This window comes from Prevotella conceptionensis 9403948, from assembly GCF_000312305.1.
Taxonomy (GTDB): domain Bacteria; phylum Bacteroidota; class Bacteroidia; order Bacteroidales; family Bacteroidaceae; genus Prevotella; species Prevotella conceptionensis.
Genome location: NZ_HE999443.1, coordinates 368,233 through 390,910, shown reverse-complemented (window position 1 = coordinate 390,910; position 22,678 = coordinate 368,233). Strand labels below are relative to the sequence as shown.

Annotated in this window: 12 protein-coding genes; 11 read left to right on the top strand and 1 reads right to left on the bottom strand. The window is 48.2% G+C overall.

Going from position 1 to position 22,678, the window contains the following annotated elements; genetic code table 11:
• Both BN93_RS01365 and BN93_RS01360 read left to right on the top strand, forming a co-directional pair.
• The coding region (locus BN93_RS01365; RefSeq protein WP_019186560.1) for an efflux RND transporter permease subunit at positions 1-1,141 on the top strand (1,141 nt) is incomplete at its 5' end.
• A 244-nt stretch (positions 1,142-1,385) separates the two neighbouring features.
• A complete protein-coding gene (locus tag BN93_RS01360; RefSeq protein ID WP_019186559.1) occupies positions 1,386-2,735 on the top strand; it encodes a TolC family protein in 1,350 nt (449 codons plus the stop codon).
• Between the two features lie 220 nt (positions 2,736-2,955).
• On the opposite strand, the gene BN93_RS17260 is transcribed toward BN93_RS01360, so the two are convergent.
• Entirely contained in the window at positions 2,956-3,288 is a 333-nt protein-coding gene (locus BN93_RS17260) for a hypothetical protein (protein ID WP_019186558.1), read from the bottom strand.
• 873 nt (positions 3,289-4,161) lie between these two features.
• Here BN93_RS17260 and BN93_RS01345 point away from each other — a divergent pair.
• From BN93_RS01345 to BN93_RS01305, 9 genes are all read left to right on the top strand, one after another.
• Entirely contained in the window at positions 4,162-5,127 is a 966-nt protein-coding gene (locus BN93_RS01345) for a FecR family protein (RefSeq protein ID WP_019186556.1), read from the top strand.
• A 24-nt stretch (positions 5,128-5,151) separates the two neighbouring features.
• Entirely contained in the window at positions 5,152-8,571 is a 3,420-nt protein-coding gene (locus tag BN93_RS01340; RefSeq protein WP_044259368.1) for a TonB-dependent receptor, read from the top strand.
• Positions 8,572-8,584: 13 nt separating this feature from the next.
• Positions 8,585-10,345, top strand: coding sequence for a RagB/SusD family nutrient uptake outer membrane protein (locus BN93_RS01335; RefSeq protein WP_044259365.1), 1,761 nt, complete (start codon positions 8,585-8,587; stop codon positions 10,343-10,345).
• 57 nt (positions 10,346-10,402) lie between these two features.
• A complete protein-coding gene (locus BN93_RS01330; RefSeq protein ID WP_019186553.1) occupies positions 10,403-13,216 on the top strand; it encodes a SusC/RagA family TonB-linked outer membrane protein in 2,814 nt (937 codons plus the stop codon).
• A 26-nt stretch (positions 13,217-13,242) separates the two neighbouring features.
• A complete protein-coding gene (locus tag BN93_RS01325; RefSeq protein WP_019186552.1) occupies positions 13,243-14,928 on the top strand; it encodes a RagB/SusD family nutrient uptake outer membrane protein in 1,686 nt (561 codons plus the stop codon).
• Between the two features lie 15 nt (positions 14,929-14,943).
• Entirely contained in the window at positions 14,944-16,962 is a 2,019-nt protein-coding gene (locus BN93_RS01320; protein ID WP_019186551.1) for a SusF/SusE family outer membrane protein, read from the top strand.
• A 157-nt stretch (positions 16,963-17,119) separates the two neighbouring features.
• Positions 17,120-19,120 (top strand): glycoside hydrolase family 16 protein, encoded by a 2,001-nt coding sequence (locus BN93_RS01315; protein ID WP_019186550.1) that lies wholly within the window; start codon positions 17,120-17,122, stop codon positions 19,118-19,120.
• A gap of 318 nt (positions 19,121-19,438) precedes the next feature.
• Positions 19,439-21,955 (top strand): glycoside hydrolase family 2 TIM barrel-domain containing protein, encoded by a 2,517-nt coding sequence (locus BN93_RS01310; protein WP_019186549.1) that lies wholly within the window; start codon positions 19,439-19,441, stop codon positions 21,953-21,955.
• Between the two features lie 110 nt (positions 21,956-22,065).
• Positions 22,066-22,678 (top strand): glycoside hydrolase family 3 N-terminal domain-containing protein (locus BN93_RS01305; protein ID WP_316928599.1); only part of this gene is annotated, 613 nt, incomplete at its 3' end.

Genomic DNA, 22,678 nt, shown 5'->3' with positions numbered 1-22,678 from the left:
GGTGCGCATTAAGCAGCTAGATTACAGCGATGCCCTTTCTCCCATAGAGATAAGATTTAGCGGCGACGACCTCAACGCCATTCATCAGGCCGTCGACAGTGCCACGCGCCGCATGCGTTCAATGCCCGAATTGCTGCTGGTTCGCAACAATTTCGATGGCACAACCTCGGGGCTTGATGTGCAAATAGACGATTATGAGGCATCGCGACTGGGCATGAGCAAGAGTCTTTTGGCCATAAACCTGGCCACTCGCTTTGGCGATGGCGTACCGCTTACCACGGTTTGGGAGGGCGACTATCCCGTAAAAGTTACGCTGAAAGACAGTCATGCGGGACGGCAAACGCCCGAAGACCTCGAAAACGCCACCGTTAGCGGACTGCTACCCGGCGTAAACGTACCGCTAAGACAAGTGGCTAAGGTGTCGCCCGACTGGACTTACACCTCCATTCACCACCGTAACGGCATCCGTTCGATGTCGGTTATGGCCGACACCAAACGCGGTCTGAACCTCAACTACGTTACCGACAAGGTGATTAACGAGGTAAATAAGATTAAGCTGCCGCAAGGAGTGACGATGACTGTGGGCGGACAAAGGGAAAAAGACCTGGAAACCGAGCCTCAGATTTATGGCGGATTGGTTATTTCTATCGTGGTGATATTCGCCATCTTGCTGTTCCACTTCAAAGACATTCGCATGTCGATGGTTATCATGCTGTCTTTGTTGTTCTCTCTGTTGGGCGCAGCCACGGGTGTGCTTATCATGGGGCAAGAAGTGGGCGTAACCGGCACGCTGGGCATTATCTCGCTGATGGGTATCATCGTGCGTAACGGCATCATCATGATTGATTACGCCGAAGAGCTTCGCGTAGACCATCGCCTATCGGCTAAGCGCGCTGCCCTGCAAGCGGCTCAACGCCGTATGCGCCCCATCTTCCTCACAAGTGCAGCCGCATCTATGGGCGTTATCCCGATGGTTATCGCCAATACGCCGCTGTGGGGACCAATGGGCGTGGTGGTTTGCTTTGGCACAATCATTTCGTTCCTCTTCATCATCACCATGATACCTGTGGCTTATTGGATGGTTTTCAGATGGGAAGACAGGAAGAGAACGCTGAAGATGGAGGCCTCGTCTAGGAGTTAAGGAGTTATGGAGTTAAGGAGTTAAGCCATTAGCTTAGCCGCTATACATACGGTTTAACTTCTTAACGCAATTGCAAGTTGACAAGTAAACAAGATGGTTTGCCACTCTGCAACTAGGCTAACGGCTTAACTCCATAACTCCATAACTCCTTTAACTCCTCAAAAGTTTGCCACTCTGCAACTAGGCATACGGCTTAACTCCATAACTCCTTAACTCCTTTAACTCCTCATAAACTCATAAACTCATGAACATCAATAAACTTCCCCTGCTCTTGGCCTTATGCTTGCCCATAGCAGCCAAGGCGCAGACAACATACTCGTTAGACCAATGCAAAGCGTTGGCTAAGGAAAACAACGTGAAACTGAAACGGGCAAGACTAGAAATAACAGATGCCAAAGAACAACAAAAAGAGGCGCGCACCAAGTATCTGCCAACGGTTACGGCCAACGGAACTTACTTCCATTCTGCCGATTATCTGATGCAGGAAGAAATTTCGCTGTCGCCCGCCGACCAACAGAAGCTAGCAGCCATCGTAAAAGGCGCAGGACTGAACCCCGCCATACTAGCTGCACTGCCCACCAGCTACACCTTTCAGGCCATTAAGCACGGCACCTTGGCATCAATCATAGCCATGCAACCCGTTTTTGCAGGCGGGCGTATCATCAACGCCAACAAGTTGGCCGCCGTGCAAACGCAGGTGAAAGAGCTGATGCTTGAACAAAACGCAGACGAAGTGGCACAAACAACAGAGGTGTATTACAACCAGCTGCTTGCACTTTACGAACAAGAAAAGACATTAGACGCTGCCGACAAGCAGTTGGAGAACATTCTTAAAGACGCCAACAACGCCTACGAAGCAGGCGTTGCCAACAAGAACGACGTGTTGAGCGTGAAGTTGAAACAAAACGAAATGGCGGTGAACCGCTTGAAACTCAACAACGGCATCTCGCTTTGCAAGATGGTGTTGGCGCAATATATCGGCAAACAAGGCGAAAACATCGACATCGACCGTTCGCTTACCACCGAGTTGCCCGACCCGCGGCAACTCTCCGTGAACCACAACTCGGCCTTAGAGCAACGCACCGAGATGCGCTTGCTCGACAAAAAGGTGGAGGCCAACCACCTGCTAACGCGCGTTAAGCGTGGCGAAATGATGCCGACACTGGCCATTGGCGTTGCGGGCATGTACCACGACCTCACTAATAAGGGGCGCACCAACGTGATAGGACTAGCCACACTGAGCGTGCCCATCAGCAATTGGTGGGGCAATCGCGGTCTGAAACGTCAGAAAATTGCCGAACAAATTGCCGTAGAAGAAAAGGAAGACAGCAGACAGCTGCTGCTCATCCAGATGCAAAACGCATACGACAATCTTGAAACGGCCTACAAACAAATACAACTAGCCAAGCTAAGCATGGAGCAAGCTGCCGAAAACTTGCGCCTAAACCAAGACTTCTACGAGGCTGGCACGGGAACAATGAGCAACCTGCTTGATGCCCAAACGCAAGACCAAAAGGCGCGCAACCAGTACAGCGAGGCTGTTGTGGCTTACCTAAATGCCCGCACCGCCTATCTCAAAGCCACTGGCAGGTAGGCGCGGCGCATGTAATGTGGTGTCGATGCAACGGCGGTGCGATGGTCAATAGGCCAAAGTGGCCCATTCACTCAACAGCGATAACGAGCTAGTTTAATGGCCATGCACCATCAGTTAGCTTGCGGCAGGCCGTCAACTTGATAGCCATGCACCATCAGTTAGCTTGCAGCAGGCAGTCAACTTAATGGCCATGCACCATTAGTTAACTTGCAGCAGGCAGTCAACTTGATAGCGATGACCCTGTTGATCGGCCGTCGAACTCCGCACATTCGTTTCTCCTTTGGCGCATCAACGCCTTTGTATGCAGACATCCCGAACAGTCTTTTCTGTTCGGGATGTCTTGTATATAGGCCCTAACCTCCCCCCACATGCTCTTCTTTCTCCGCATGTCGTTACCCCATTCAATGTATTCTCCACAAGCAGAAAACGGGCTGTCAATGGCAGATTGTTTCTGCGTTTCCATGATGTTGTCTCCGTTGGCCGTGAGCAACATACCCTGCAAACGGTCGCGTTGGCAGTTGTGAGCGTACGTGTTTTCTGTGCCGTTGCCCACGCTCGTGTATGCGGCACAATCACTTTTGTCTAGTTTTTAGTAAGAAATTTAACATAATAAGTGCCCTTTTTGTTCACCAATCGCTCACCTTGCCGCAAAAAATCGATTCTCGCGAAGGTTTGTTTTGATGCAAAAAGGGGTTAGCATGTGAATGCAACAAAATGAATTTATATTCCAAAGAACTGGTATTTGCACCAACTTTTGGGCTATTTGCAGCAAAACACCGTGCAATTTGCGGCAAAACACAGTGCGTTTTGGTGCTAAATGCAGTGCGTTTTGGTGCTAAACGCAAGGCAAAATGCTGTTAAATGCAAGGTAAAACGGTGCAAAACGCAGTGCCAAATGCCGTTTAATGCGGAACGAAAAGCATAAATATCCACCACAATTGTATAAACAAAACCTTTTCGAACCATGAAACACATGGCCAAAAAGGGCAAAATAGCCGTTAAAAAGTGGGTTTTAGGGGCTAAAAGTGGGTAATTTGGGGTTGAAAAAATATGGGTCGGCAACCAATCTAGAAAGGCAAAATGGTGCAAAATGCAGGTTTTCTTCCCAAAAGCAGACAAGCTGAAAGATGTGAAAGGTTAGAAACAGTAGTTATTTGCCTACCTTTTAACCTGTTTTTTCGCTAGAACGGAGTGAAAACAAGAGCGATATTGTAAAATAAAATTTAAGATTTTTCAGTTGACAAGTTAACGAGTTGACAAGTTGACGAGTTAACGAGTTGATGAGTTGACCAGTTATCTAGTTAACCAGTTGACGAGTTGACAAGGGCACTCGCCCAGTTTAAAACCTGTATGAAAGTTAACGAAAGTTATATACAAGTATCGTGTTGGCGTATTGGCGTATATGTATTAGAAGTTAACAGTATATATGGACAAACGTATCGAAGATTTATATCAACAATACTTATCAGGGCAACTGTCGGCAGAAGACTTTGAAGAGTTGCAACGCAAGGTGACGAAAGCCACCGATGAGGAATTGTGGAACTTGATGTGTGAAGACTTTTCCCTGTCGTCTGAATGGGCAGTAATGAGCGAAGAGTCACAGCAAAGAATATGGCAACGCATTCATGCGGAGATACAAAAGGGGCGACGCCGAAGGCTTATTCACACGTTTTTGCGCTATGCGGCGGTGGTAGTGGTGGTGCTATCCCTGCTTGGTGGCGGTTATTGGGGCCTCCGTTCGCTTAACTCGGCAACGCCCGTCTACACTTATGTAAACGTAAAGGCCGGCAGCAAGAGTGTGATAACGTTGCCCGATGGAACCCATGTAAGCCTTAACGGAAACAGTCAGTTGCGTTACAACGTGGTACCCAAAGCACATCGCGAAGTGGTATTGATGAAAGGCGAGGCTTACTTTGATGTTGCCAAAGATGCCAGCTGCCCGTTTCGGGTGCATGTAAACGACATGCAAATAGAAGTGTTGGGCACAACGTTTAATGTGCGGTGCCATTCGGGCGAAATAGAGACGGCTTTGTTTTCGGGCGCGGTTCGTCTTTCAGCCAAAGGCCTTCGGCAGGCTTATCAACTTTTGCCAGGTAAGAAGTCTGTTTATCAACCCGCATCGCATAACATTGAGATTTGCGACAATGACGGCACCAGCGATGGGAGATGGAAAGACGGCTATTTGGCGTTTAGCAGCAGCCCGCTGTGTGAAGTGTTGCATGAAATTGAGAATTGGTATGGCGTAACAATCCTACTTCGCAACCGGCATTTGGCAAACGACCTGCTTACCGGCTCGTTTTATCATGAAACATTAGAAAGCGTTCTCCATTCGTTGAGCATGCAGTACGGATTTAAGTATCGTGTAAATCGCGGTTATGTAGTTATTGAATAAACAAAACCTAAAAACCTATATCAGATGGCAGGCAATCTAAAAAGTAGAAGGAGGGGCCTTCTTCGTTTCTTGTTGACAATGGCATTGTTGCTTGTACCAACAATGTTGTCGGCCCAGCGCGGCAATGTTAGTCTTAATCTTCAAAACGAAGAAGTGGGCCAATTTATTCGGCAGGTAGAGAAACAAACGAAATATACGTTTGTGTATCGTAACAACGTGCTTCAACCCAAGACGAAAGTTACGTGCGTGTGCAAGGACTGGCCGTTGGAAAAAGCACTCGCGCATGTGTTCTCTTCGTTGGGCATTCAATACGCTTTCAACAACAACACCATTGTGTTGGTGAAAGGCAAGGTTGAGGATGCAGAACGGAAGGGAACGAAACCAACAGGAGGAAAGAACGCAGACACAACGGACAAGAAGAAACTATCGGGCATTGTTCGCGACGAAAGCGGCGAACCGATTATTGGCGCCAGCGTTTTAGTAAAAGGTACGAAGGTTGGCACGGTTACCAATGTGGATGGCGAGTTCTCGTTGGATGTTCCTGCTAGTGGAATGCTCGTAATTTCTTATATGGGCTTTGCCACACGCGAGGTTCCCATAACAAGCCATTCGAACTTAAAGATTACTTTAAACGAAGACGAGGCGCAAAACCTCAACGAAGTGGTGGTTGTGGGCTATGGCACACAAAAGAAAGCATCGGTAACGGGGGCTATCGCATCGGTAACGACAAAAGATTTGGTGCAGACCCCACAGGCCAACATCAGTAATATGTTGGTGGGTAAGATGCCCGGACTGATTGCCATGCAGCGAAGTGGTGCGCCCGGCGAAGACAATTCTACGCTGTTAATTCGCGGTGTGAGTACGTTTTCTGACAATACCGCTCCGTTGGTGATGATTGATGGAGTGGAACGTCCCAATTATAACGGGCTTGATCCCAACGAAATTGAATCGGTAAGCATACTTAAAGATGCCTCGGCCACCGCCATTTATGGTGTTCGCGGCGCAAATGGTGTTATCTTAATTACTACGCGGAAAGGGCAGAAGGGCAAACCCCATTTAAGTTATTCGGGCAATGTAGCCGTTCAGTCGCCTACCGCCTTGCCTCATTATCTGAACAGCGCACAATACTGCGAAATGTATAACGAGGCGTTGAAGAACGATGCCTATACAAAGGGCACATCCTACGTTCCACGCTTTACCGACGAAGACATAAGGCTCTATCGCGAAGGAACCGACCCCATTATGCACCCTAATACCGACTGGGTGGGAACGTTCTTGCGTAAAGCCTCGTTGCGCACGCAACACAACTTCAACATATCGGGCGGCACAGACCGCGTGAAGTATTTTATCTCGGCTGGCTTTTTTAATCAGGGTGGCATGTACAAATACACAAAAATAGACCGCGACCATGATGTGAATGCCTCGGACACACGTTATAACTTCCGTTCAAATCTCGACTTTAACATCACACAAGACTTTAAGGCCGTTGTGCAGTTGTCTACCCAGATAAACGACATCCGTACGCCAGGCCTTGGCAATAGCAATCTGTGGAAAGAAATATCTTGGGCCACACCATTGGGTACTCCCGGCATGGTGGATGGAAAATTGGTTCGCCTTGAAAACACCATCGACGACGAAAACCCTTGGCAAGCCTTGCTGAACAATGGCTATAAAAACACCTTTGCCAATACCATTAATACAACGCTGCGCTTTGAGTACGACTTATCGCGGCTGCTGTTGAAAGGATTGTCGGTTCATGCCAGCACCTCTTACGACAGTTATTATAATAGTAGGCGCCTTTCGGTGAAAACCATGCAGACCTTTGTTCCGAAGAGAGACCCGAACGCCCCCACCCATATTATCCTTGTTCCCCAGAATGAGGCAGGAACTTGGGGCGGTGGTTTCGAGTATGACAAAAACAGGAAGGTGTATTTTGAAACCGGTATTCACTTCGACCGAACATTTGGAAAGCATCAGGCCACGGCACTCTTGCTTTATAACCAAAGTAAATATTATGCCCCGAACTTGGCTTACCATGTTCCCAATGCCTATCAAGGACTTGTCGGGCGTGTTACTTATGGCTATGCCAATCGTTATTTGGCAGAGTTCAACATGGGTTATAACGGCACGGAGAATTTCGCCGCCGGACGGCGGTTTGGTTTCTTCCCAGCTGTGTCGGCCGGTTGGGTTGTTAGCGAAGAACCTTTCTTCCCTAAGAACAACTGGGTGGTTTACATGAAGTTAAGGGCAACCTATGGCGAGGTTGGTAATGATAAGATTGGTGGCGACCGCTTTTTGTACCTGCCCTCTGTCTATGGTGAAACAAGCGGAAAGCTTACGGGCTACAACTTCGGTTCGTCTGCAAACCCCGTTTATTCGCAGATGATAGAAGAGAAACGCTTAGGCAACCCGTTGCTGACATGGGAGAAAGCGCGTAAGCTTAATTTAGGAGTCGACATGAATTTCTTGAAAAATCACCTCACGGTGTCGTTCGATTATTTTAAGGAACGCCGTAACAACATTCTCTCAAACAGAAACAGCGCGCCCATGCTGATTGGGGCATCGTTGCCGGCTTATAACATGGGCGAGATGGAAAACGCTGGCTTTGAATTAGACGTGAACTACCGCAATAACATTCGCGACTTTAACTATTGGGGCCGTTTCAACTATTCTTTTGCGCGCAATAAAATTCTTTTTCAAGACGAAGTGCCAGAGAAGTATGCTTATCAAATGCGCACTGGTAGGCGCGTAGGGCAGTTCTATGGTCTGCTTTTCGATGGGTTCTATAACTCGTGGGAAGAGATAAACGCGCTCGACCGCCCAGTAAGCAGTTGGAATGGCAACCGCTTACAGCCTGGCGACATGCGCTATGTGGATGTGAACAAGGATGGAAAGATAGACATGTACGACATGGTGCCCATCGGATATTCGCCAACTCCGGAGATAATCTATGGTTTCTCGGTTGGTTGTAGTTGGCGCGGCATCGACTTCTCCGCCCTCTTTCAGGGCGCATCCCATGTCTCAATCAAATACTTTGGGCGTGCGTTGTGGCCGTTTATCAACGCACACAACAGCGCGAAGACCTTAATATTGGAGCGTTGGACACAGGAACGCTACGAACGAGGAGAGGCCATTAACTTCCCTCGCTTGTCGATGAGTCCTTCGCGAGATACCGACAATAACTATCAAGACTCTAATTTTTGGATTCGCAATGCCGACTATCTGCGTTTGAAGAACGTTGAGATAGGTTACACTTTTCGCAAGAGCCAACTCAAAGCCTTGGGGTTAGAGAGTTTAAGGCTTTATGTTAGTGGCACTAACCTGTTTACTTGGACAGACGTTATAGACTTAGACCCAGAGGCACCTTCAAAAGGCGGTGCAACAGAAATCAACACCTATCCGTTGCAGAAAATCTACAATGTCGGCATAAATGTTCAATTCTAAATAAACCTTCCTTATGAAAAAGAAATCTTTATATATAGCATGGATATTTGCTCCCGTATTGTTGGTTGCCTGTTCCGACTTCCTTGAAACTCCGCCTTCTGTTGATTATGGAGAGAACGAGGTGTTCGCAACACGTGCAGATGCAGAGAAATTGTTGACTACGCTTTATGCCGAGGGCATGCCTTATGGCTTTTGTATGAGCAGTTCTAACACCGACCGCAGGCTGCTGTCGTCTTCTACGTTGGCCTCCGCCTGCGACGAAGGCGAGGATGTGGCTACTTGGGCAATGGGTAATGCCGCATGGAATGCAGGTAACCACACGAACAGCAACTTTACTTGGGACGAAGACTGCCGCTTTTATTTGCGAAACCACACTACACGTGTGGCAAACCTTATATTGAAACGCATTCATGAAGTGCCTTTCGATGAAGGAGACCCCGATTTTAATAAACGCGCAACGGGCGAGGCCTACTTCATGAGAGCCATGTTGCTGTGGGAAGGCGTTTATCGTTATGGTGGTATGCCGATTGTAAGAGAAGTGATTGACCCAACCGACTTCTCACAACGTTCTCGCAGTTCTTTTGCCGATTGCATCGATTCTATTCTTGTAGATTGCGACCGCGCCACACGTTATCTACCCGATTACTATACCGATAACACTAAGCTTGGGCGTGTTACGCGCATTGCCGCCTTGGCTTTGAAGGCACGGGTGTTGCTTTATGCAGCAAGTCCGCTGTTCAATACCAATACGCCTTACATGGCATTCCCTGGTCACGAAGAGCTTATTGGTTATGGCAATTATGACAAGGAACGTTGGAAAAAGGCCGCCGATGCAGCCAAAGCCACTATCGATGCCGCGCTTAATTCGGGGCATTATCGGCTGTACAATACGGGCAATCCCGATAAAGACTATGAGGACGTGTGGACCATTCCAGATAATGAAGAAATTATTTTGGGTAATATGAAGTATAGAAACTTCAAGACAACGAGTCGCCCTTTGGTTGCAAATCTGCCTACATGGGCGATGAATAAGGCTTGGGGCGATGCCGGACTGTATGTGACATTCAACTTTGTTCGGCATTATGAGAAACGTGCTGATGGCGAACCCGCAGATTGGAATATGAACGGAGGCGACAACCTTATTGACATCTATAACAGTCTTGACCCTCGATTTAAGCAAACCGTTGCTTATCACAGCAGTAGTTGGAACGATGAAATTCCGTTTATCAACTTCCTTGAAGGCGGAGCCGAGAAATCAAAGATGGACCGCACGTGCCATTTGCTCCACAAGTGGGTTCCCCGCATACTACATGTAAATGGCAGCAACACAGCCAATGTGCAATGGCCGGTGTTTAGGTTGGCAGAACTATATTTAAACTATGCAGAGGCACTTAACGAATACGAGAGTGCACCACCACAGGCAGCTTATGATGCTGTGAACCTTATTCGGTCGCGTGCGGGCATGCCCGATTTCCCTGCGGGAATGACGAAAGAGGCCTTCCGAACGAAACTTCGTAACGAGCGTTCGGTAGAGTTGGCATTCGAAGACCACCGCTTTTGGGATATTCGGAGATGGCGCATCGCTGGCGAAGAAGGCGTGATGAAGGGTAAGTTTTATGGCTTGAAAATTCATTCCACGGATGGAAACAAGACCCATATCCACTATGAGCCGTATGTGTTTGAGCATCGCTTTTGGAATGATAACTGTTATTTATATGCCATTGACCAAAAGGAAGTAAATAAAGGCTACCTCATCCAAAACCCAGGATGGTAAATATATGGTAAATATATGGTACGTTATAGTATGCCTTAATGCAAAAAAGATAGAACAATGAAATACAGAGATTATATTAATATAGGATGTGCGCTCATGCTGTTCTGTTCGCCTGTAAATGCACAAAATGCCGCTGATACGGCGGCAACACAAATTGCATACGGCGCACAACCCTCGTGGGCACAAACGGCTGCCATCTCAACAGTAGGGGGCGAACGCCTAATGGAGATTACATCGCCAACGGTGGGCAATTCGTTAAAGGGATTACTGCCGGGACTGTCGATGCTCCAAAAGTCGGGCGAACCTGGTTACGACTTTTATATAGAGAACATGTTCACGCGTGGAGTGAGCTCGTTCAACGGCAAACAGCAGATGCTTGTCTTCGTCGACGGCTTTGAAACCCCATTGGATAATATCTCCACAGAAGAGATAGAGTCGGTTTCTTTGTTGAAAGATGCGGCGGCATTGGCCATATATGGTTCGCGAGGAGCCAATGGTGTGTTGCTCATCACAACGAAGAAAGGCTTTCATTCTGCTCCGAAGATAGGATTTCGCATGCAAACGGGCATTCAGACGCCTACAATCATGGACTCGCCGATGGACGCTTACCATTATGCAAGCCTCTATAATCAGGCACTTGCCAATGATGGGAAGGCCCCTTTGTATTCAGACGAGGCCCTGTCGGCCTATCAGTCGGGCAGTAATGGTTATCTATTTCCCAATGTAGATTGGAAAAAGCAAGTATATAAAAGCACCACACCTCTGACGATGGGCGAGCTTTCTTTCCGCGGAGGCGGTGGTGGCTTGAACTATTATGTCATGGCTGGCCTATTGCAAAACGACGGTCTTTATCGTGGAACCGACTCCAAGGGGCGTGAAAGTGCCAATGTAGATTATTCGCGTTATAATTTCAGAGCCAACTTGGATGTTGACATCACGCGTTATTTCCGAGCTTCGCTTTATTCGGGTGCAAGTCTGGCAGACAAGACAACGCCCGGCGGAGGTGGTGCAGACGACTACCTAAAATCTATATGGACCACTCCCCCTAATGCTTTCCCCGTATACAATCCGAATGGAAGTATTGGCGGAACTTCGCTTTATACCAATCCCGTGGCAAACCTTTTAAATCGCGGTTTGTACAAAGAAAACTCTCGTTCGTTGCAAGTAATCTTCGGCTTACAGTATGATTTTAGTGCTTTGGTGCGCGGATTAAGTGCCAAGGTGACGTTTGGCTACCACAATTTCATGGCAGAAACGTCGCCCAAAACGCGTGATTATGCACGTTATTCGCTTACACAAACAGGCGTTGATGCGCAAAACAACCCGATTTATAGCTACATGCAATATGGTTCTGATGCTGCACTAACAGCCACAGAGGGGTTTCGAACCAGCCAAACGCGTGTGGGTTTGCAGGCACAGATAGATTATCAGCGGCATTTCGGCAAGCATGGCATTCACGCCATGTTGCTGATGCTCAACGATCGCTACCAATTATATAATGTGCGCGACGACGAACGCTATGTAAACTTCGCAGGACGTTTGACCTATGACTTTGACAAACGATATGTTGCCGAGCTGGTTGCATCTTATATGGGAACCGATAATTACGCACGCGGTCAGCGTTTTGGCGTCTTCCCTGCGTTGTCTGCGGCATGGATAGTAAGCAACGAGCCGTTTATGAAAGCGGCATCGTGGGTCGACTTCTTGAAGTTGCGTTCCTCTTATGGCCTTACGGGCAACAACCAAACGTCGGCTCGCTTTATCTACGACGAGACTTATGGCGGCAATGGCAGTTATCTTTTCGGTGTAGGAAGTTCGCAATCTTCTGGCTTTACCGAGAGAACCCTGGCCAATCCCTCTGTAACGTGGGAGAAGAAACGTATCTTTAATGTGGGCATCGATGCCACGTTGTGGAGAAATCTCTCCATTAATCTAGATGTTTTCCACGAAACCCAATCAGAAATTCTCACTTATCCCTATGCACAAGTGCTGGGTATCGTAGGCGCATCCTATGGCGGCATACTCCCATTGATGAATGTGGGTAAGGTAACTAATCATGGTTTCGAGTTCAAAGCGCGCTATCAAGGTAAGGTTAGCGACAAAATATCTTACTTTGCTGAGGCCGGAACATGGTATGCCATGAGTAGAGTTGACGAACAAGGAGAAGACGTAAAAGCCGAAAGCTACCTTTATAGGAAAGGTAACCCCGTGTGGAAACCCATTGTGTTGGAGGCCGACGGGTTCTATACGGCCAACGACTTTGACGGCGATGGCAAATTAAAAGCTGCCTTGCCACAACCGCAATTCGGACATGTTGCACCTGGCGACATTAAGTATAAGGATTATAATGGCGACCAAATCATCGACGAGAACGATGCGCACCCCGTTGGCAATGCAACCGTTCCTGCATGGAACTATATGCTGAGTGGAGGCATGAAGTACAAAGGTTTTGATGTTAGTGTACTGTTTCAAGGGGTTGCCCAGCGCGACATTTATTTGCGGGGAGCCAGTATTTACTCTTTCCAAAACAACGGAACGGCCTCTAACTTAGCCTTAGACAGTTGGACACCCACGCATACCGATGCCACTTATCCGCGTTTGTCGACAGTTGATTTCAGCAACAACTACCGCACTTCTACCTTCTGGCGGCGCAATGGAAGTTTCCTAAGACTGCGCAATGTGCAGGTAGGTTACGAACTTGCCGAACGCGTTTCGCGTGCATTACGCCTAAGCAGCGTGTATTTCTACATGAATGCAACCAACTTGTTTACGCTCGATCACCTTGGAAAGCTGGGCGATGCCGAGCAAGACAACCTCTTAAGCTACCCGCTCATGCGTACTGTTAGTGTGGGTCTGAAACTCGCATTCTAATTTATTTTCCATTAAAACCTATTCTTATGAACGCAAAGTTCTTTTCATATATCTACATTTCTGCGGCGATAAGCATTGCTTTCACCCTCAGTTCGTGTAATGGATTTCTGGATCGCGAGGAAGATTCCTTTATAGATAAAACTGCAACCTTCGACTCCTACAATCGAACAAAGCAGTACCTGACCTATGCTTACACGCTACTTCCAGACGGGTTGAACCGTTTTTCGCGAGAAGCAATGTTGGCTTCGGCAACAGACGATGCCGAGTTTGCCATCGAATCGGCGGAAATTCAGCAGTTTAACAATGGCTCATGGAATGCTTTAAACAATCCGGACGATGTGTGGAACCGCTACTATTCGGGTATTTCCAAGTGTTGTACGTTGTTGGAGAACACAGATCATGTGAATCTTGACATTTCGCGCCTAGACCCCGACAAGCAAGTGGAGTATGCCAACAGCCTGAAAGACATCCGCATGTGGCGTGCCGAGGCGCGTTTCCTTCGCGCTTATTTTCATTTCGAGCTGCTCAAACGCTATGGCCCAATCCCCATTGTCACCTCTACGCTTAGCATTAACGGGAATTATGAAAACACGCCGCGCCCAACGATGAAAGAAGTTGTGGACTTCATTGCCAAAGAGTGTGACATAGCTGCCGATACGCTTGAACTCACGCCGTGGAGAAACGTAAACGATGCCTTTGGCCGTGCAACGAAAGGTGCAGCCTTAGCCTTAAAGAGTCGTTTGTTGCTCTATGCGGCCAGTCCGCTTTATGTTGACTTCGGTGATACAAACGAAGCCAACAAACCTACGGACGTTGCGCTGTGGAAATCGGCGGCCGATGCCGCAAAAGCGGTTATCGACCTCAATCAATATGAGCTGGCATCGTCTTATGGCGATTTGTTTAAGAATGATTTTCAAAACAAAGAGTATATCTTTGTACGTAGATATGCTGCCAATTCCGATTTTGAAAAAAGTAATTTTCCCGTAAGTTTTGGTGGAAAGGGTGGCACAAACCCCTCGCAAAACTTAGTGGACGACTACGAAATGCTTGATGGAACGCCTTTCGATTGGAACGACCCGGCCAAGGCTGCGCAGCCTTTTGAGAATAGGGATGCACGCTTAGGGGCCACCATCTTAATGAACATGGCACCATTTAAAGGCAAAAAGGTTGCCACTTATCCAGAAGGAGCAGATGCAAGTCCTAACCCAAACGCCACGAAAACAGGCTATTATCTGCGCAAATTCCTCAATGAAGATGTGAACATCCAAACGGGAGGCAGTAGTAGTGGCCATGTTATTCCGCTGTTTCGCTTGGCAGAAATCTATTTGAATTATGCCGAGGCACTTAACGAGTGCGACCCAACAAATCCCGATATAGCCCTTTATCTCAACAAGGTTCGTAATCGGGCATCACTCCCTAACGTGTCGGCACTTTCACAAGAGCAGATGCGTACTGTTATTCAGCACGAACGCCGTGTTGAATTGGCCTTTGAGGAGCACCGCTCTTGGGATGTTCGCCGTTGGAAGATTGCCTCTTCTACGCTCGGAGCACCCCTCATGGGCGTACAAATTGAGCGAAAGCCTTTGGGCGGATACACCTACATGCCTGTAAAAGTGGAACAAAGAGTTTTTCAACCCAAAATGTATTGGTATCCAATACCTCAGTCGGAAGTGCTCAAATTAAAGCAATGGAAACAAAATAATGGCTGGTAAATAAACAATCTTATCATGATAAAGTTGAAGAATATAGTGGCAATGCTGTCCCTCTTAGGCGCGATAGCTTGCACCGAAAATAACATAGCCTACGATGAAGTGGTGGATGTCCCCGAAGGCGTTTACCTTTCTGGCCCCTCGTCCGAATTTTCTTTGCCCATAGAGGCTGGGCGATTAACGGCCAGCTCGCGTGCCAACATGTTGAGTATTCGCGCTTGGTTGAAGAAAGATGGCCATTTTAAAATCTCGTATGTTGGCACCGACGGACAGCCTGTGGCCTATGGCAAGGGAAGTGAAATAACGCTTGCCAATAACTACGTCAATACGTTTAGCTTATCAGCGGATGCCGAAGGTTTCTCTGTACCTACCGAAGGGCTTTATCAAGTGGTTGTTAACAAGCAACGAAAAGAGTTGACCCTCATTCCCATGCAGTTCACCATGCAAGCCGATGGTGCGCTTACTTCAGACGGAAACACGGCTGTTGCGCTTAGCAACGTGGCTTACGACAAGCTTACGCACATCGTAACTTGGAGCAATGCCGACTCTACCCAACAGCTATTGCCCAATAAGTATGTGTTCAACATGAACAATGGCGTTCCGCTTTATCTGCGCGACAGCGATACGGAGAACGACACGCTGTCGACTGTTTTCACGGGCATGGCCTTGGCAGAACGCACCAACCAACTCACCGAAGTTTATCAAGAACTCACCAACCAGTCTGCCGTAAAGCTTAAATTTCCTTTGAAAGGGCAGTATAGTGTGCAGGTGCAATATCATGTCTTAACAGGAAAGTTTGCTGCACGCATGGGTGGAAAAGGCGTTGAAGTAACGGGACTTGCCAACGAACTCTACATGGGCGGCACCAATTTTGGGGCATGGAACACCAACGATGTGGTGAAGATGGCACCTGTTGGTGCTGTTGGCAATGGCGAATTTTGGCGGTTATGCCATTTGCAAGCAGGGAAAACGGTGGAATGGGCAACGGCAAAAGATGGTTCGCAAGCCTTTTCTTCGTTAACCACGATGCAGGGCGTTACTTTGGATGGAAATGGAAAAGCCACGGTGAACACTACCGGACTGTATTTGGTTTATGTAAACTTAGACCGCAAATTAATTGCCTTCGAAACGCCAAAGGTGTATGCCGCAGGAGAGGCGTTGGGCAATAAAGAACTGCCCTTAACATCCAACGGCAGCCGCTTGCAGGTAGAAACAACCGAGACGGGAAACCTTAATCTCTTTGCTTTTTCCGACCAAAACGCACGCGATTGGTCAACGATGCAGTTCACCATTCGCAACGCAAAGGTGGTTTATCCAGGTGTAGCCGTGAACGAAATGCCTGCGCTACTAGTGGCCAAAGGCACAACGGTTACGCTCAACATGGCCGACAATACGGCTGATTTTGGCGGAACAACCCCCGAAAACCTTATACCAGAAGGGGTTAAGCAACTTTATATGACAGGCGACGACTTTGGAAAATGGGATTGGAACGCTCCCGAAATAGCATCGTTTGAGAATGGCTATGCCGGTGCCGCTCGTTGGTTTTACATTACGTATCTGCGTGGCGGAACGGCATTGGAGTTCTCAACAGAGAAAGCTTTTGGTAAAGGAAACTTTGCCAAGCTGAAAACAGCAACAGATTATAATGTTGTAAACGATAGGGCTGTTGTGCCTAGCGATGGCATCTATCTTATCTATGTGGGGTTGGATTCGCGCGAAATTGCCATCCAGCCGCTAGAATTGTCGGGCGATTGTGGCGGCTCTGCGGTACAGTTTACAACCAATGCCGATGGGCGAACCATGAGCGCAACGCTTGCCAGTGGAGGCCGCATGCGCATCTATCCCAACATACCTGCCTTTAAAAAAGTGAAGAAGTTTGGCTCGTGGAAACGCGAAGTCTACGTCGACCCAACGTCTAAGGCTTTCTTATATCGCAAAAATGGCGAAGGCGAACCCAACAAAGACTATGTGTGGAAGGCAGGAACAAAGATAACGATAGACTTTGTTTCAAAGAAAGCAACAATTGAAGAACCTTAAAAGTTCTATCGAGCAACTTTGCAATCGCTATCGTATTGCACGGCTATTCTAATCATCTGGTGTTGTAAGGTCTGTCCTATCGTGTGGCGAGTGCTATCCCATAACGTCGCCAAGCGATAGCGATAGACTTACAATACAACAAAAAAATACAGGAAGTATGAAAACAATCATTGCAACCATTTGTGCCCTAAGTATGGGCTACATCAGCATAAGCGCACAGCTCCATGTGCCTAAAACGCACGCCTTACCTGGTTGGACCAGCTTGAAAGGCGACGAGTTTAACGGCTCGTCTGTCGATAAAAAGCTTTGGGGGCTCTATGGAGATGCCACAAAAAACTACGCCAACGATTACTATGGCAATAACACGGGCCAAGGTATGGCGCAGGTTTACCGCGACAAAATGGTTACGGTAAAGAACGGCATCCTAACAGTTCGCGCCACGCGAGATGCCATTCAAACGGGTATTCGCCGTCCTTCACCGCCCGACCCCGATGTAGACTATGGCCCAATTATGCGTTATCCGCTAAAACCTAACCACAATTACACCACAATTGGGTGGTGGTCGGGCGCGTTGTCTAGCCGAGATGCCGAGGGTGGCGGCAGGTATTATCCGCTCTATTCGCGTATCGAAGTAAAGGCAAAGATACCTTATACCATCGGTGTTTGGATGGCATTATGGTTGCGCCACCGCTATGGAGGTGCCGGTACTTTTGAAATTGACCTCGAAGAATTCTTCGTAAACGACGACGATAAGGACATAACACATAACTGGGAAGGGCACACTTACCATTTTAAAGGGAAAAGAACCGTTCACCAATCCGTACACGGACTAGACCGCGCAAAGGCATATAAGGACCCAAACACGGGCGAAACCAAGTATAAAACAACCTATAACCATAACGACTTTGCCGACCGCATAAGGGAGATTGACTTCAATCCGGCAGAAGATTTCCATGTGTACGGGGCGCAAATGGACCCGCTGCCGGGCGACTCTTCTGTTCATCTGGCTGTTAGTTTCTTGTTAGATGGAAGGGTAAGGTCGGTATTTACAACTAAAACGGATAAGGTAGGCGGCTCTTCTGAATATCGTTTCAATGAGTTGTTGAAAGACAAATACATTAAAGGCAACATCGACCATATTTGGGATGTGGCGATAACCGGACAGGTTGGCGGCAAACCCGACGGCCAAGGCGGTGGCGTGTTGTACCCTGAGATGGACCCGAAGTATGGCGGAAACCTCAATAAAGTGCCTCGCAATTATGAAATGGATATCGATTGGCTGCGCGTTTTTAAGCGAACCAATAAGGCACTATGGCTTGGCTCTATGCCCAAGGGCTCGGATTGGAAAACAAAAAACGTGGCACTAGAAATGTCTGCAACGCAGTTTAAGGGCTTGCAAGCGGGCGATCAGCTTGTAATGGACATCGATACGCTCAGCAACTCTGAATATCGAAAAGTGGGAAAGCTGAAACTCGACATCTACGACCACAACGGCAATGCCATTACAACACTGAAACCCGAACTTGCACAACGCGATGCACAAGTAACCTTTATTGTTACAGACGACCTCTGCAAGAAACTGAAAGCCAAAGGGGGCGTGATGAAGGGCGAAAACATCCGCTTGTTCTCCGTTTGCCGTTCGCAAAGAGACAGTGCCAAGTGGGTGGGTTTCAAACAAATGGCAAATGGCGAGGTGCTTATTCCTGCCACCATGTTTGCAGACATAGAGAAAGGCCAACAAATAGAAGTGATGGTGCGAGACGTTGCTGCCGGAGGAACGCTTTGCCTACAACAATTTAAGAAACCAGATGCAGGTAAGAACCATAGACCCGACCTTTCGGCCGATAAAGCCGCAGGAAACGTTTTGCCCTTAAAGGCAGAGCGTGACGAAAATACCTATACGTTTACCCTCAACGCGCAAGCCGTAAAGGAGTTAAAGCAACACGGACTGGCCGTAACGGGCAAGGGATGTTACTTGCGAAGTGTGCGAATTGTTGGTGAAAAGAAGAATACGGCTGTGAATAAGGTAGAAACTCACGCCCAAACCGACACGGCCGTCTACACCATCGACGGCCGCAAGGTGGCCGAACGCTGGCAGGAGGGCACGCTTCCGCGTGGTATCTATATCGTAGGGGGACGTAAAGTAATCGTAAAATAAGGTAAAAGATTGTTTCCTCCTGTACGTTGTGGGCTTTCTTCGCCTTAGAGTTAGGAGTTCATTTCTTATGAGTAAGCTAGCACATAGTAGGCTTAAACATCAGTACAACGCGGCTTGTACTGACACTACAAGACGCTTGTACTGGCACTACAAGATGCTTGTAGCGTGACTACAAGCCGCTTGTAGCCACACTACAAACGGCTTTGTACTGATAAGACAGTGAAGAGCAACACAAGGAACAACAAATGAACCTTTGCGAGGAATTTTTAGAACATGCCATAAGTTGACAACAAAAATCATAACCATCTCCATTCAAAGATGAGAACATTTACCAATCCTTTCCTCAAACCTCCCTATATAATAGCGGTGTCTCTGCTGTGGTTCTGCACGGTGGTATGCCATGCGGCCGAACGCCATTTGTGGGACGAAGGCTGGCGATTTGCCTTACATCCAGACGATGCCCCGCTGCAACCCGACTTTAAAGACGATGCTTGGCGCCTGTTGGACTTGCCGCACGACTGGGCAATTGAAGGCGACTTCTATGCCCAAAACCCATCGGGGGCCAACGGCGGGGCACTGCCTGGCGGTATAGGGTGGTACAGAAAGCATTTGGCTTTGCACGACAACGATGCCGTTTCTCGTTATGTTCTTCACTTCGATGGCGCATATATGAATACGTCGGTGTATGTAAACGGCACGCTTTTAGGCACGCGCCCTTATGGCTTTATCAGTTTTAGTTACGACATTACGCCCCACCTTAACAAGCAAGGCGACAATGTTGTGGCCGTGAAGGTAGACAATTCGCGACAGCCTAACAGCCGTTGGTACACGGGATGTGGTATTTATCGCCACGTATATTTGTCGAAATCAACAGATGTACGCGTGGCAGAATGGGGTGTGCAAGCCATTTCTGAGGTGAAGAAAGGTGTAGGACATGTAACGCTCAACACGCAGATTGAGAATTTCAGTGGGCGCAGTCGTAGGGTTACGGTGCGCCAAAAGCTATGGAATAAGGCCCGCCAGCTGGTTACGCAGGCATCGAAAACTTGTGATGTTGCTGTTTCGGGAACAACGGTAAAACAGCAAATGCGTGTGCCTAAACCGCAATTGTGGTCGCCTGCTTCGCCTAACCTCTACACCATAACAACCGAAATTATAGAGAATGGGCGTGTACTAGATGGCGATACCATAAGGATGGGCATGCGAACGGTGGCGTTTGATGCTAAACAAGGCTTTTTCTTAAATGGCAAGAACATGAAGATTAACGGCGTTTGTCTGCATGGCGACTTAGGTTGTTTAGGCGCAGCCATTAACGAAGACGCCCTTTATCGGCAGGTTTCGATGATGAAGGCGATGGGCGCAAATGCCATAAGGTGTTCGCATAACCCGCCGGCACCCGAACTTTTGAACCTTTGCGACAGCCTAGGGATGCTAGTTGTTGACGAGGCTTTCGACAGTTGGCTGCACGGAAAAACGCCTTTCGACTATTCGTTGCATTTCAAAACATGGTTCGAACGCGATTTAAGAGATATGGTTTTGCGCGACCGCAATCACCCTTCTATCATTCTTTGGAGCATTGGTAACGAGGTTTTGGAACAATGGAACAAGGTGGACAACGCCGGAATGGCATTAGAGGATGTGAACATTTTGCTGAACAACAGCAGGGATAAGGCCGCATTGGCACAGGGCGACACACTTAATGTTAAAGCAAAACTCACCCAAGCGTTGGCCGCCATTGTGCGGCGTTATGATTCAACGCGACTTATTACAGCAGGGTGCAATGAGGTGTCGCCAGACAACAACTTGTTTAAAAGCGGGGCATTAGATGTGATAGGCTTTAACTATCATCAGAAAAAGGTGAAAGATGTGCCGCAGAATTTCCCCGAAAAGCCTTTCCTGATGACCGAAACGGTGTCGGCTTTGCAGACACGGGGATATTATAAAATGCCGAGCGACTCGGTTTATCGTTTGCCTGGGCGTAAGCGCCCGTTCACCGATCCCACGTTCCTTTGCTCGGCTTACGACAATTCTTGTGCACATTGGGGCTCCACTCACGAGGCAACGTTAGACGTAGTGAAACACACAGCTTATTGTGCGGGGCAGTTTATTTGGACGGGTTTTGATTATATTGGCGAACCAACACCGTTTAATTTTCCTGCTCGGAGCAGCTATTTTGGACTGGTAGACTTGGCTGGTTTCCCCAAAGATGCTTACTATCTATATCAGAGTGAGTGGACAAAGCGTGCTGTTTTGCACCTCTTTCCGCATTGGAATTGGATAGAAGGGCAGCCCATAGACATGTGGTGTTATTATAATCAGGCCGATGAAGTGGAACTGTTTGTCAATGGAAAGTCGCAAGGCGTGCGCCAAAAACGCAACGAACACGAGTACCATGTGGCCTGGCGCGTAACCTTTGAACCTGGGGAGGTGCGTGTGGTTGCGAGGAAAAACGGAAAGGTTGTGGCCGAGAAGTCGTTGAAAACGGCTGGTGCGCCCCATCATATTCGGCTAACTCCTAATCGGCAAGTGATAAAAGCCAATGGCCGAAGTCTGTCGTTTGTTACGGTAGAAGTGGTGGATAAAGACGGCAATCTGTGCCCTTGGGCAGAAAACAACATCTTGTTTTCATTGACGGGAGAGGCCAAAATTGCAGGCGTTGACAATGGAAGTCCGTTTTCGTTGGAACGTTTTCAAGCTCACGAGCGGCGCGCTTTCTTCGGCAAATGCTTGGTGGTGGTGCAGGCAGACAAGTCGCCTTCTGCCGTTCGGCTTACCGCAAAGGCCGTGGATTTAGCCCCACAAACCATTGAAATCAACACGGTTGATGCGCGCTAACACTTAAAGTCCCTCCATTTTGTGCCGCTACGATGCTTGTAAAAAGGCGTTTCGGTTGGAGCGGAGGGCATAACATCTGAACGAAATAAAAATCAACAATCTCGAAGAATATGAAACGAAGTGTCTTAGCTGTTGCCTGTATAGTGGGTAGCCTACTTGTTGGGAATGCGCAACATGCCCATGCCAAACAGCCGCGAAAGCTGGTGAAGAAAGAATTAAGCGCAGCAGATAAAGAAACCCTATTTGTGACGTCGCTCATGCAAAAGATGACGTTGGCCGAGAAGATTGGGCAGATTTCTCAATATGTAGGGGGCTCTTTGCTGACAGGACCGCAGAGTGGTGCCCTTTCCGACTCGCTCTTTGCTCGTGGTATGGTGGGTTCCATACTCAATGTAGGCGGTGTTGACAAGCTGCGACCGTTGCAAGAGAAGAATATGCAGCTGTCGCGATTAAAAATTCCCATTCTGTTTGCCTTCGATGTAGTACATGGCTACAAGACGATATTCCCAACACCCTTGGCCGAGTCGTGCTCTTGGGACACCAATCTCATGTTCGAAACGGCTAAGGCTGCGGCCGTTGAGGCCGCTGCATCGGGCATTCATTGGACCTTCGCCCCGATGGTGGACATAGCACGCGACCCGCGTTGGGGAAGAATTGTTGAAGGTGCGGGCGAAGACACCTATCTGGCAAGCCAAATTGCAGCGGCACGAGCGCGGGGCTTTC

Coding starts and splice junctions, on each gene's coding strand:
- BN93_RS01360 (WP_019186559.1), top strand. CDS start 1,386: ATGAACATCAATAAACTTCCCCTGCTCTTGGCCTTATGCTTGCCCATA.
- BN93_RS01345 (WP_019186556.1), top strand. CDS start 4,162: ATGGACAAACGTATCGAAGATTTATATCAACAATACTTATCAGGGCAA.
- BN93_RS01340 (WP_044259368.1), top strand. CDS start 5,152: ATGGCAGGCAATCTAAAAAGTAGAAGGAGGGGCCTTCTTCGTTTCTTG.
- BN93_RS01335 (WP_044259365.1), top strand. CDS start 8,585: ATGAAAAAGAAATCTTTATATATAGCATGGATATTTGCTCCCGTATTG.
- BN93_RS01330 (WP_019186553.1), top strand. CDS start 10,403: ATGAAATACAGAGATTATATTAATATAGGATGTGCGCTCATGCTGTTC.
- BN93_RS01325 (WP_019186552.1), top strand. CDS start 13,243: ATGAACGCAAAGTTCTTTTCATATATCTACATTTCTGCGGCGATAAGC.
- BN93_RS01320 (WP_019186551.1), top strand. CDS start 14,944: ATGATAAAGTTGAAGAATATAGTGGCAATGCTGTCCCTCTTAGGCGCG.
- BN93_RS01315 (WP_019186550.1), top strand. CDS start 17,120: ATGAAAACAATCATTGCAACCATTTGTGCCCTAAGTATGGGCTACATC.
- BN93_RS01310 (WP_019186549.1), top strand. CDS start 19,439: ATGAGAACATTTACCAATCCTTTCCTCAAACCTCCCTATATAATAGCG.